General features: G+C 62.7%; 9 protein-coding genes. 8 read left to right on the top strand and 1 reads right to left on the bottom strand.

The window, feature by feature from the left end; translation table 11 throughout:
* Positions 1–38 precede the first annotated feature (38 nt).
* From JST30_01035 to JST30_01005, 7 genes are all read left to right on the top strand, one after another.
* Positions 39–1,454 (top strand): lipopolysaccharide biosynthesis protein, encoded by a 1,416-nt coding sequence (locus JST30_01035; GenBank protein ID MBS1712899.1) that lies wholly within the window; start codon positions 39–41, stop codon positions 1,452–1,454.
* A 4-nt stretch (positions 1,455–1,458) separates the two neighbouring features.
* Entirely contained in the window at positions 1,459–2,637 is a 1,179-nt protein-coding gene (locus JST30_01030) for a glycosyltransferase family 4 protein (GenBank protein MBS1712898.1), read from the top strand.
* Between the two features lie 55 nt (positions 2,638–2,692).
* Positions 2,693–4,276: a hypothetical protein gene (locus JST30_01025; protein MBS1712897.1), complete on the top strand. Its 1,584-nt coding sequence runs from the start codon at positions 2,693–2,695 to the stop codon at positions 4,274–4,276.
* A 149-nt stretch (positions 4,277–4,425) separates the two neighbouring features.
* Positions 4,426–6,228 carry an asparagine synthase (glutamine-hydrolyzing) gene (gene asnB, locus JST30_01020; protein MBS1712896.1) on the top strand — a complete coding sequence of 601 codons (1,803 nt, stop codon included), beginning with the start codon at positions 4,426–4,428 and terminating at the stop codon, positions 6,226–6,228.
* Between the two features lie 31 nt (positions 6,229–6,259).
* Complete coding sequence (locus tag JST30_01015) at positions 6,260–7,420, top strand: glycosyltransferase (GenBank protein MBS1712895.1); 1,161 nt, start codon at positions 6,260–6,262, stop codon at positions 7,418–7,420.
* A gap of 3 nt (positions 7,421–7,423) precedes the next feature.
* On the top strand, positions 7,424–7,984 hold the full coding sequence (locus tag JST30_01010; protein ID MBS1712894.1) for a putative colanic acid biosynthesis acetyltransferase: 561 nt from the start codon (positions 7,424–7,426) through the stop codon (positions 7,982–7,984).
* Entirely contained in the window at positions 7,977–8,822 is an 846-nt protein-coding gene (locus JST30_01005) for a glycosyltransferase family 2 protein (protein MBS1712893.1), read from the top strand. Before JST30_01010 ends, JST30_01005 begins: the two co-directional genes overlap by 8 nt.
* Positions 8,823–8,859: 37 nt before the next feature.
* Here JST30_01005 and JST30_01000 read toward each other — a convergent pair whose 3' ends face one another.
* The gene (locus JST30_01000; protein ID MBS1712892.1) at positions 8,860–11,031 is read right to left on the bottom strand and encodes a right-handed parallel beta-helix repeat-containing protein; all 2,172 of its coding nucleotides are present in this window, start codon (positions 11,029–11,031) and stop codon (positions 8,860–8,862) included.
* Positions 11,032–11,213: 182 nt separating this feature from the next.
* Here JST30_01000 and JST30_00995 point away from each other — a divergent pair, with 182 nt between their 5' ends.
* On the top strand, positions 11,214–13,292 hold the full coding sequence (locus JST30_00995; GenBank protein MBS1712891.1) for a polysaccharide biosynthesis tyrosine autokinase: 2,079 nt from the start codon (positions 11,214–11,216) through the stop codon (positions 13,290–13,292).
* Positions 13,293–13,360: the final 68 nt, after the last annotated feature.

Here is a 13,360-nt window from a genome sequence, read left to right as displayed (position 1 = left end):
ATGGCCAGCCGAACCCTCCCCAAGCCGGACGTAGCGGCATGAGCGACGGAGAAGCCCGAAGTTCGCTGGTCAAACGCATCGTCCGCGGCGTGGCCGCGAACGGGTTCGGGCAGGTCGTCACCCTCTTGTCGGGCGTCGTGACCGTGCCCCTGTTCATGCGCTACTGGGGTCAAGACCTCTTTGGAGAGTGGCTGTTCCTGAGTTCGATCCCCACCTACTTGTCGATGTCGGGTTTCGGATTCGGGACCACGGCGGGCAGCGACATGACGATGCTGGTCGCCCAAGGAAAGCGCCTCGAGGCGTTGCGGGTCCTCCAGACGGCGTGGCTCCTCTCGACCGTCCTCACGGTCGGGGTCGTCGGGGTCGCGATGGTCGTGTGCTTCGTCGCGCCGCTCGACCAGTGGTTCAAGAATTTCACCCTGTCGCCCCGCGAGTGCCTGAGCATCCTGACCGTCCTCCTCCTGAGCGTCGCGGTCGCGCAACAGGGGAGCCTCATCGACTCGGTCGCCAAAGCGATCGGCATGTTCGACAGGAACGTGTTCTTCATGAACGTGATGCGCCTGTGCGAGGTCGTCGCGGGCATCGTCGTCGTCGTCGCCGGTGGCGATCCATGGTGTTACGCCTGGACGTTGATCGTGTTCAAAGTCGTCACGTACCTCTCGTTCTGGGCCTGGTACCGAAGGATCGCACCGTGGCTCTATCTGGGTTGGCGGTATGCCGGCAAGGACACGCTCAAACCGATGGTCGGGCCGGCCCTCACGTTCAGTGCGTTCAACCTGGGGTACGCGATGAGCATCCAGGGGATTTTGATCCTGGTCGGCGCGTTCCTATCTCCGGCCGCCACGGCCCTTTTCGGTCCGCTCCGGACCCTGACCCGGGTGGTCCTTCAGGCTGCGACCGCCCTGGGGAACACGGTCTGGCCGGAGCTCTCCCGCGCGGTCGGGGCCGGAGACCTGGGCCTGGCCCGCCGTTTGCACCGGAAGTCGATCCAGATCACGTTTTGGATCGTTGCCCCGAGTTCGGTCGTGCTTTTCTTCATCGGGCCCTGGGTGTTCGCCAAGTGGACGACCATCCAAGGTCTCGATCCGCTCTTGCTCGGGCTGCTGCTCGTCGTCACGCTCTTTGGCAGCCTTTGGGGCGTCAGTTCCTCCGTCCCGCTGTCGATCAACAAGCACCAGTCCACGGCGTACGTGTTCATCGCGACGACGACGGGCGTCTTCGCCCTCGCCGCGGCCCTCGTCAAGCAAGCGGGCCTCGTCGGTGTGGCGGTCGCGATGGTGATCGGTGAAGCGGTGATGCTCGCCTTCGTCTGGCAGAAATCGTGGTCTTTGCTTCACGAAGACCCGAAGACGTTTTTGGCCCAGGTCTTGACGCCTCCTGTCCCCGGCCTCCGCCGCTCGGCCGCGCCTGGACCCAAAGACGACGAGTCTGCCACTATGGAGGATCCTCGATAACCGCATGCGGGCCGTCATCAGTTCACCCTCCAAATACCACTTCTTCGAGCTTGCCACGGAGCTTCATCGTCGGGGCATGCTCGCCGCGATCTTGACCGGATACCCCCGGTTCAAACTTCGGCGCGAAAAGGAACTGGCGCCTTACCTCCGGTTCTATCCGCACTTCCACCTCATTTACCGACTGATCTCGATCACGGTCGGACGGGAACTGGAGTACTTCGACCGGTCACTGTTCGACTGGTTCACCCGCGGCAGCCTTCCCGAGTGCGACGTCTTCATGGGCATGGACGGCTCGTCGCTCTTGACCGGGAGGACGGCCCAAAGCCGAGGGGCCGCGTTCGTCCTGGACCGACCGTGTTCCCATATCGCCTATCAGAACCGCGTCCTGCAGGAGGAGTCCAAAAGGGAAGGGATCCCGCTCCGACCGATCGACGACCGGATGATCGCAAGGGAACGCGAAGAGTACGACCTGGCCGACGCGGTGACGGTGCCGTCCAAGTTCGCGTACCGTTCGTTCTTAGAAGAGGGCTTTCCCGAAGACAAGCTTCATTTGATCCCGTACGGCGTCGACACCGAGCGGTTCCGCCCTGTCGACAGGCCCGACCCTGAGACGTTCGAGGTCCTGTACGTCGGCCTGTGCTCGCTCCGCAAGGGAACGCCGCACCTGGTCCGTGCCTTTGAAGCCGTGCGACACCCCAAGAAGAAGCTGACGGTGATCGGGAACGTCCAGCCGAACATCCGTCCCGTCCTTGAAGAGGCGCAAGGCAAGATGCAGATCGACGTTCTCGGGCACTTGCCCCAAGGCGAGTTGCCGGGTTACATGAGCCGGTGCCACGTCTTCGTGCTGCCGAGCGTCGAGGACGGATACGGCCTTGTCCTGAGCCAGGCGATGGCTTGCGGCGCTCCCGTCATCGCGACGACGAACACGGGTGGCGAGATGCTCGTCGACGAAGGCGTCGAAGGGTTCATCGTTCCGGTCGCCGACGACGAGGCGATGGCGGCCCGTCTCCAGCAATTGGCCGACGACCCGGACTTGCGGGACCGTATGGGGCAGGCCGCGCTGACGCGCGCCAAGGACATGAAGGGCTGGTCGTACTACGGGGACATGGTCGCGACCATGTTCGAGGACCTGACCGGAAAGTCGTCCCTAAGGGTGCCGAGCGGCCCTGTTCTCGAAGTTTAAGGTGACGAGCCTCCGGTCTTGAACCGATCTGGAGAGTAGAATCGTACGGAACGACATGTCTTCGGCCGCGCTGGAAACTGGCAAATCGGCCGCAGCCGGGCTGCGGGTCTCCATTTGGACCGTTGCCCTTTCGATGTTCATCGTCATCTTGTTCGTGGCGCAAGTCGTCACGGGGACAGACCCGCGGTTCGCGTCCCTCGTGTCCACGTACATCATCCTGAGTTCGCTGGCGATCAAAGTCGTCGGAGGGTTCTGGACGCTTCCTGGGATCAGCGTCGCGGTCATGATGATGCAGCACGTCGTCGTATCGCAGGTCGCGAAGGTGTTCTTCCTGCAGGTCGCGACGGACAGGTTGCTCCAGCCTGTCCAGACGATGTTCGTCTACAACCTGGCGGCGCTCGGGATCTTGTCGGCGGCCCTGATCTACAAGTTGTTCCGCGTCGAGCGTGTCCGGGCGATCTTCGAACCTGAAGAAGACGTCCGACGGCTCGGGTTCATGGCGATCATCTTCTTGATCATCTCGATCGCGCGCATGTTCCTTCTCCAGAAGTTCGGCGTGTACGAAGGTGCGGGGGGCGGCGCCTATATCGGCGGCTTCGTGGGCCCTCTGCGGCAGTTCGGTTTCTTCACGACCCTGGCCGTCACGTTCTCGACCGCCCACGTCATCAAGGTGTCCAACGGCCGCCGGTGCGCCAGCGTCTGGAACGTCAGTGCGATCTTGGCGGCCATGGCCTTCGGGATCCTCGGCGCCGGCCGTCAGGACTCGGTCAGCGCGGTCGTCGCGTTCCTGTTGACGCTCATCGCTTTCCGATTCAAGCTCCGACTGTGGCACTACGTCACGATCGGCCTCGCGGCGTACGTGCTCCAGTTCATCATCTTCCCTTACGCGCTGTACGCCCGCGGCGAGGGCGAAGTCCGTATCGGTAGCCTCGAAGAACGGGTCGCGAAAGCGAGCGCGCTTCTCGGCGACGTCGCGCTGAACCCTGGCAAGTACCGGGAGAAGGAAGGCCAACTCCAGCCGCAGATGCCGTGGCAGATGCAGCGGATGTACTATTACGGCCGCAAGATCCCGACCCTCGACCGGTATTCCGTCATCAACGCGACGGACAATATCGTGAACGCGGTGCTGCAACGGGGCGCGAACGGGCCGGAGACCGCGATCAGCGGTTTCTACATGCTCTTGCCCCGTTTCTTGAACCCGCAAAAGGAAGCGTTCGGGACGAGTAACACGATCGCCCACTTCGGCGACGGCCTCGTCGGAGAGTCCGATTACTACACCCAGATCACGCTCGGGATCGCAGCGGACGGGTTCTACTGCTTCAAATACGCCGGGGCGTTCTGGCTGCCGTTCCTCGCTTCGTTGGCCTATTTCACGGTGTACAGGCTCATGTTCCGGCCCGAACTCAAGCGGAACGCCTACGTCGCGGCTTTGATCTTCCTGCAGACCTGGACGTTCTCCGAAGCGACGACCCAAGGCCACGTCCTCCTGTGCCTCCAGTCCCCGTTATGGTTCTTCGGCTCCGTCCTGCCGATCATGTTGGTCGCGAAGGGCTTGACGCGGCGCGTCCGGGAGGCCCCGTTCATCTATGCGAAGCCAGTGACGACCCCTGCCGACGATGGCCAGGGCCCCAAAGATTGACCCCATTTCTGCGGGTAAACGGACAAAACTGGACGAATTCGACCGACGATGGTACATGATGGATCGATCAGGCCACGTCGACGTCGCACAGGCTACCGAGGGCCATCGGGCGGGTGCGGACTGAGGAGGCTGGGCCATAGGGGGCGACCATGTGCGGGATCATAGGGGCGTTCAGCTACGGTAGGGGCTCGCGCCCGCCGGACTGTAGCCGGATCAAAGCCGGTTGCGACGCCATGCTGGCCCGAGGTCCGGACGGCGAAGGCGTCTGGTCGAACGACGACGGCCGCGTGATCCTCGGCCACCGCAGGCTCGCCATCATCGACCTGAGCCCGGCAGGTGCACAACCGATGAGCCTTCCAGAGGAACAACTCTGGATCACGTTCAACGGAGAGGTCTACAACTACAGGGAGCTTCAAGACCTGTTGCGGTCCAAGGGCCGGGTCTTGAAGACGGGCAGCGACACCGAGGTGCTCCTGCACCTGTACGCCGTTTACGGAGAGGACATGTGCGACCGGCTCCGTGGCATGTTCGCCTTCGCGATCTGGGACGGAAAGAGGCAGGGTCTGTTCCTCGCCCGCGACCACTTCGGGATCAAGCCGCTGTACGTCGGCCGGCAAGCCGGCTCACTCGTGTTCTCGTCCCAGGTCAAGGCCATTCTTTCGACGGGCCTCCTCGACACGTCGCCGGACCCGGCCGGGCACGTCGGGTTCTTCACATGGGGCAACATGCCCCAACCGTACACCCTCTATCGGGAGATCAAAGAGCTGCCCGCAGGCTCGACGATGTGGGTCGACGAACACGGCGTCCGGGACGCGAGGACGTATTTCGACGTTTCCAACGAACTGGCCCGCTTGGAAGGCCGGGCGAAGCCACAGTCGCCAGGCGAATCCCAAGAGGCGCTCAGGTGCGCCGTCCTCGACAGCGTCAAGCACCATTTCGTCAGCGACGTCCCCGTCGGGGTCTTCCTGAGTGCCGGCCGCGACTCGACGACCTTGTTGGCGGTGGGGACCGAAGTCAACGCCGAACCGCCGAAGAGCATCACGTTGGGCTTCCAGGAGTACCAGGGCACAGAAGACGACGAACTCCCGCTCGCGGCCATCGTCGCGCAACAATACGGCTCGGAGCATTTGAAGCGGCACGTCGTGGGCAACGACTTCCGCTCGGATTTCGAGAAGATCGTCCTCGCGATGGACCAGCCGTCGGTCGACGGGCTCAACACGTACTACGTGAGTAAGGTCACGCACGAATTCGGCATGAAGGTGGCGCTTTCGGGCCTCGGCGCCGACGAAGTCCTCGGTGGGTATAGCTCGTTTTCGCAGATCCCCCGGCTCGTGAGCACGCTCAAGACGGCGAAGTCGATGCCTTGGTTGGGCCGTGCCTTCCGCATCGTTTCAGCGAGCCTCATGGGACGGATGACGTCGCCGAAATACGCCGGCCTACTCGAGTACGGATCGACCTACGGCGGCGCATATCTGCTCCGAAGAGGCATGTTCATGCCTTGGGAGCTTCCCGCCATCATGGATCCGGACATGGTGCGGGAAGGGTGGGAAGAGCTGAAAACAGTGATCCGGCTCGACCGACTGGTCGAAAACCTCAAGTGCGACCGGTCCCGCGTCTCCGCCCTCGAACTCCAGGTCTACATGCGCAACAGGCTCTTGAGGGACTCGGACTGGGCGGGCATGGCCCATTCCTTGGAGATCCGCGTCCCGTTCGTCGACGTCGGTTTCTTCCGGGCGACGGTGCCCTACTTCGGTACGGAGCAAGAGCCGGACAAATCCGGACTCGCCCGTGTTCCCGCCGTGCCGCTGCCGGCGGCCGTATTAGACCGGCCGAAGACCGGGTTCAGCATTCCCGTCCGGGAGTGGATGCTCGGAAGCGGGGACACGGGCGGCTCGGAACGGTCGCTCCGAGGATGGGCACGGCTCGTCCATAAGGAAATCGCCAAGCTCTAGCCACCTCCGGATGTCAGAATCCGACGGAGCCATGCGGTACCTGCACGTGATCAGCTCGGTCAATCCTGCCCAAGGCGGGCCGATCGAAGGGATCAAGCAGCTCGCGGCGGTGGCGGTCCGAAAGGGACACCACGTCGAAGTCGCCTGCCTCGACGGGCCGGACGAGCCCTGGCTCGGTGAGTTCCCCCTGCCGCTCCACGTCTTGGGGACGGGCAAGGGGGGCTACAGTTTTTCGCCGAAACTCGTGCCATGGCTGCAGGAGAACAAGGGACGGTTCGACGCGATCGTCGTCAACGGCCTCTGGCAGTACAACAGTCTCGGGACGTGGAGGGCTCTTCGGGGCGGGGGGCCGCCGTACTTCGTGTTCACCCACGGCATGTTGGACCCGTGGTTCAACGAAGCCTATCCCTTGAAGAAGCTCCGTAAGAACTTGTATTGGGCCTGGGGGATGTACCCTGTCTTGAGAGACGCGGCGGCCGTGCTGTTCACGAGCGAGGAGGAGAAGATCCTCGCCCGAAAGTCCTTCCGTCCTTACAAGGTCAACGAGCGTGTCGTCCAATACGGCACCCCGGGGCCGAAGGGCGACCTTGACGCGATGGGGAAGGCCTTCGTCGACTCCCGTCCCGAACTCAGCGGCAAACGGGTCCTTCTCTATCTCAGCCGGATCCACGAAAAGAAAGGGTGCGACCTGTTGGTCAACGCGTTCGCCCGGTGGGCCCGGAAGATCCCGGAACTCGTCCTGGTCATGGCGGGGCCGGACAAGACGGGCTTGACCCCGAAGCTTCAGGCCCAGGCCGCGGCCCTTGGGATCGCGGACCGGATCGTCTGGCCCGGCATGTTGACGGGGGACGCGAAATGGGGGGCGTACAAGACGGCCGAGGCCTTCGTCCTTCCGTCCCACCAGGAGAATTTTGGGATCGTCGTCGCTGAAGCGCTCGCCTGCGGGACGCCGGTCGTGATCTCCGACAAGATCAACATCTGGCGCGAGATCGAAGCCGCCGGCGCGGGCATCGTCGAGCCCGACGACCAAGCGGGGACGGACCGGGCCCTGGACCGTTGGTTCGCCCTGAACGCCGACGAACGGCACGAAACCTGCGCCAAAGCACGGCAGTGTTTCGAAGCGAACTTCGAGATCGAAAGAGCGGCGGACAGCCTCATCGAGGCGTTGAAGAACGGAAGGGACATCGACTGAGCCATGTCTGACATCCTTCAAGGGAACGACCCCTACACCGGACCTAGCTTCAGCCTTTCTAACAGGCTCAAACGATTGGCTTGGAACATCGTCAGGTCGCTCCTGTTCCGGACCTCGCCGCGACCCCTGCACGGCTGGAGGCGGTTTTTGTTGACATCGTTCGGAGCGAAGATCGGGAAGGGGGCCAACGTGCTTCCCAAAGCGGTCGTCTGGGCGCCGTGGAACTTGGAGATGGAAGAGTTCGCCGCCGTCGCGGACAATGTGACCGTCTACAACATGGCCCGGATCACCATCGGCCGCAAAGCGACGGTCTCTCAAGGCGTCCACTTGTGCGCCGGAACCCACGATTACGAAAGCAAGAACTTCCAGCTTTACGCCGAGCCCATTACCGTCGGCGCCGACGCCTGGCTGTGCGCCGAGTGCTTCGTCGGGCCCGGAGTCACGATCGGCGAAGGGGCGGTCGTCGCGGCGAGGGCCGTCGTCGTCAAGGACGTCCCAGCGTGGACCGTCTGCGGCGGGAACCCCTGCCGACCGCTCAAGCCCCGAGTGATCCGTGATGCCTGAACACTTGCCGGTCTCCGTCCTGGTCTACACGAAGAACGAGGAGCAAGACCTTCCCGGCTGCCTCGACTCTCTGACGTTTTCGGACGACGTTCATGTCCTCGACTCCGTGTCGACCGACCGGACGGTCGAGATCGCCCGGGAAAAGGGGGCCTCGGTCACTTTGCGGGCCTTCGACACGGAGTCCGTCCATCGGAACTGGGCGATGGAGAACGTCCCCTTCAAACATCCTTGGGTCTATCACAGCGACGCCGACGAGCGCGTGACTCCGAGCCTGGTCGCCGGCATGGCCAAGGCCCTTGCCGATCCTGGCCCGTACGTGGGTTTCCGGATGCTGCGCAAGGACTTCTTGATGGGTCAGTGGCTGAGGCACACGGCCCAGTCGCCCTATAACGTCCGATTGTTCCGACCGGACAAAGTCCGCTATGAGAGGGTCATCAACCCTGTCCACGTTTTCGACGGACCGACCGGAGAGTGCGAAGGCCACTTCGAGCACTATCCGTTCAGCAAGGGCCTCTCGTTCTGGCTAGAGCGGCACAACAGGTACAGCACGCTTGAAGCCCGACAGATCATGGACAACCGAAAGAACAACGTCCCGTTCTCGGTCGCCAAGGCCTTCTTGGAGAAGGACTTTCACCAACGCCGCTTCCACCAGAAGGAGCTGTTCTACCGGATGCCGGCGAGGCCCTTGGTCAAGTTCCTTTACCTGTACCTGGGGCGACGGGGCTTCTTAGACGGCCGGGCAGGGACGACCTACGCGGCCTTGCAGTCGGTCTACGAGTACATGATCGTGGCGAAGACCCGCGAGATGGAACTCCAAGAGCGCGGCGTCCACCTGTAAGGCGGACGCCGCGGCTCCTGCAGGACGGTTTCGGAACCTAGGGGCCGTTGCCGCCCCATTTCGCCGGGTCGAGGAACGTGTCCTTTTTGACGCCCATGCTCAGGGTCGAGACGGCCTTGAATCCGACGTTCTTGGCGGCCGACCCGTTGGCGGGGGTGAAATCGCCGCCGGGCTCGTTGACGAACTGCTGCGTGTTCGTGAGGACGTTGTTCTGGAACTTGAGGATCCATTCCGGGGCGTTCTTGTTGATGCCCCAGAGCTCCCAGATCAGGAACTTCTGGTTCGTCGTCCCCCGCAGACTGACGTTCCCGACGATCGTGTTGCCGAACGGATAGCGGTAATCGGTCCCGGTCAGCAGCGCATAGACCTGCGGATAGCGGTTCCGCCAGAGCTGGCCCTGCCACGGCACGCGGTTCGCTTCCCGCCAAAAGTCGTTGATCCAGGTCTGGTCCGCGGTCAGGCCACGGTCGTCGATCCGGACGCCGCCGATACAATCGACGAACACGTTGTAGTCGCAGGTGTTGTCGTGGCCGCCGCCGATCTGAATCGGTTGCTCGACCCTGCGGAACACGTTATGGTCGACGTTGGCCGAACTCCACATGTCGTCCAGGTAGATCCCGTGGTTACAGTAGACGCTCGGTCGGATCTGCCTGATGTCGTGCAGGTAGTTGTAGCGGATCGAGTTGTCGCGGGTCGTCCAGTCGGCACCGGCGTAGATCGCGCCCGAGTCGCACGCGTCGGTCAGGACGTGGTGGATCCGGTTGTATTCGATCTGGATGTCATTGCCGTGGAACCAGACGGCGCCATGGCTGTTGTACGCGATCTCGTTGTTCCGGCACGTCAGGCCCATGCCCGTCAGGTAGACCCCGTGACGGTAGTACGGCTGGACGGCGCCGTAGTGGTGGATGTAGTTGTTCTCGATGATGTGGTTGCCTTTACGGAAGACGGCCCTGTCGCCGCCCGAACAATAGACGCCGCCTTCACCGACGGTCGTGATCTCGTTCGAGCGGACGAGGACGGCGTTCCCACCCTCGACCCGGACACCGTTCGCGCCACAGTTCCGAAGCAGGTTGCCACGGACTACCGCGCTCGTACAGTTCTTGACCTGGACGGCGTCCTGCCGGCCGTATTCGACGGTAAAGGCCTGGAAGTCCACGTAGTTGGCCCCGCTGAGCATGACCATCGGCCCAGGGTTCATCGAAACGACCACCGACTTGCCCGTAAGGCTCGACGGCGACCAGAAGTAGAGGTAACCAAGCTTCCGGTCGATGTAGTACTCGCCCGGCATGTCGAGTTCGTACAGCGAGTTGACCAGGGTCAGCCTCCCGATCGAGTTCGGGTTATAGGCGGCGCGGCGGGCCGGATCGGCCGTGTTGCCGTCCGTGATCTCGATCCGGAAGTTGCCCGAACCTTTGTCGATCCACTTGACCCGTTCCTGGAACTGGTTGAAAGCCCTTTCGTTCAGGGTCCCACGGATCCAGTAGTCCTGGTCGTTGTTCGACGACTTGACGTACGTCGGCGTCTTCAACGACGACGAATTGACCATGACGGTCGGATTGTCGAAGGTGTTCCCGATCCCCTCCGCCAGCAGATTGGCGAAGCCCGAGTTCGGCCACTTCGAGAGCGGCATCCTCTGGCCGTCGAAGAACAGTTCGCCCCATGTCGGCAGGTTGGTGATGTTCGGTCCGACGTGGGACAGCGTTCCCGTTTCGGCGATCCCGTTAGCCTTCAGGTTGGCGACCGAAACGTACCCCCGTACGTTGGCCGCGATCTTTTCGAGCGACGGGCGTTCGTTGGCTTTCAACCAGGTCGTGACCGGCTTCCCCCCGTCGATCACGGCTTCCCGGACCTTTTCGGACCGGTAGATGATCCGGGCGCCGGAAGCGCCGCTGTCGGGCCCGGACAGGACGAAGGGCGCGAGCTGGCTGTAGCGTCCTGGCTTGACCGTCACGATCGCGCCCTTCGAAGAGAGTTTGCCTCCGATCTTGAGCTTCCTGATCTCGTCCCTGGCCCCCGTCAAGGTGGCTTTCGGGCCGTCCCCCTTCCCGTTGGGGACCGCTAGGGTCCCGCTCCACGTATCGTTGCCGTTTTTCGCGACATAGAGTAGGGTTTGGCCCTGCGCCTGATGGATCGTCAGGAACGCGGTGCCCGCCGCAATCGCCTTAAGCGCATGAAGACCGGTCGATGGTCTTCGCAGACGAAGTTCCATACCGTGGTCGTTCCATCGCTCGGATCGGGCGGCATCATGGGATTTGCTGGTGACCAGGACGAGCTAGTGAATCTGCAAGGACAACCGATGATGGGGAGAGGACGCTCGTGTATAATCACGAGGTCTGTCTTCGGACGGGCGAGCCAGGGAGCCAAGGCGACACACATGACAGGAGTTGGCGTATGAACCGCGACCAGATGTTGAACCTCTCGGTCACCGATCTTTCCTTCAAGGAACTGATCGCCCTGTTCAAGAGGCGGAAAGTTTCGATCTGGGTGACACTGGTCTTGTTCATCGCGGCCGGACTGGCGATCTCGTTCATCATGCCGAAGACCTGGATGTCGCAGAACGCGGTCGTCCTGGAAGGCAAGACCCAGTCGAACTCGTCCCAGCCTCTGGACATCGTCGGACAGATCAGTTCGACCGCCATCGACTACGACGTCCCGACCCAGATCCAGATCATCAGTAGCTTCCGGACGCTGTACACGGCGCTCCGGAGGATCAATTATCCTTTGAAGGCCGAACTGACGGCGGACGACGTCGAAAAGCTCCCGAAGGTCCAGGTCCAGCAGATCCAGACCACGAACACGGTCCTGATCTCGATCGAACACACGGACCCCAACGTTCCGCGCGAACTCGCGACGGCGATCCCGGACGTCTACCAGGAACAGATCCTGGAGACGAAGAAAGACCAGACGAAGCGCTCGTTCGACTTCGTCACGGCGCGGTTGGACGAAGAGCGGCAGAACTTCCAGAACCAGCAGCAGGAGATCGCTCAGTTCAAGCAGGAAAAGAACGTCGCGGACTACAAGACCGAGACTGAGATCCGTTCGTTGGCGCTCTCGGAGGCCCAGCGCAAGGTCGCAGAGGCCGAAGCCGACCTGCAAGGTTCGGTCGCCGCGCTCGAACAGGCCAAGCAGACCTGGGAATCGGCGCCGAAGACCGTAGAGAACAAGACGTCGACGGTCCGGTTCGCTTCCGTCGACCGGGCGAAAGACCAACTCGACGCCCTTTACGGCCAGCGCGAGGCGCTGTTGATCACGAACCTGCCGGACAGCGAGCGCGTCAAAAGGATCGACGCCCTGATCAAGTCGCAGGAAGAAGCCCTAAAACGGCTGGAGAACGGCGAGCAGCTCTCGACCAGTGCGAACATCCGCAACCCGCTTCTCGACGAGTACGAGCGGCAGTACAACATGACGAAGGCCGGCAACTTCGCCGCCCAGTCCCGGCTCGGCGCGATGAAGGCCGTGCTCGAAGAGCGCAAGACCCAACTTCGGGAAATGAGCGAGATCGGCGCCAAGCAGATCGCGCTTGAGACGCGTCTCGGTGAGATCCAGCAGACCATCACCCGGCTCCTCACGCTTCAAGGTGAGATCAAGCTCCGCGAAAACGCGCTACAGAGCCCGGTGACCCAGTTGACGGGCCCGACGCCGGCCAAGTTCGTCCGGCCCGTGACCCTGTTGAACGTCGCCCTCGCGATCCTGTGCGGACTCTTCGTCGGCGCCGTCATCGCCCTTGTCCGCGACGTGACCCTGGACCGCGTCAACACGTCCAACGAGGCTTGCAGCATCGCCGAGAAGGAAGTCTTGGGCCGTATCCCGGTCCGCGCCGCTTCCCGCGACCCGCTGATCGCCGATCCGACACGCGCCCGGGCTTTCGAGGCGTACCGTATCTTGCGGAACAGCGTCATCCTTGCATCAGGCTCGTCGAAATCCTTTATGGTCACGAGCACCGTCCAACGAGAGGGCAAATCGACGATCGCTGCGAACCTTGCCGTCGCGATGGCCCTCGAAGGCAAACGCACGGTCATCGTGGACGGCAACCTTCGCAAGCCCAGCGTCCATAAGCTTTTCAAGGTCGCCCGGGAGAAAGGACTGGCCGAAGTCTTGGCCGGATCGATGACCCTGGACGAAGCACTGAAAGCGTCGGAGACGCCGAACCTGGCCGTCCTGACAGCGGGCGCAGAGGCTCCCAACCCGACCGAACTCGTCGCCTCTGACGCGATGAAGGACGTCATCACGCGGTTGGAGGCTAACGCCGACTTCATCATCATCGACGCGCCGTCCGCATTCGGATTCGCCGACGCGCAATCGCTGGTGCAGGCGGTCAAAAACGTCCTGTACGTCACCGAACTCGAGTCACCCAGCAAGCAGCAGATGCGCGAGGCTGTCGGCATGATCGATTTCGCCGGCGGCTCGATCCTGGGCGTCATCTTGAACAAAGACCGACTGGCTTCGACCCGGACCCGGGGATCGAACTGACCCTGGTCGACTTCGCCCGGCCCCCCGCCTCCTCAGAGGACGCGGGGGGTCTTTGCGTCACGGGGGCC

The organism is Armatimonadota bacterium, from assembly GCA_018268395.1.
Classification (GTDB): domain Bacteria; phylum Armatimonadota; class Fimbriimonadia; order Fimbriimonadales; family Fimbriimonadaceae; genus JAEURO01.
This window is presented reverse-complemented; position numbering and strand designations above follow the sequence as displayed.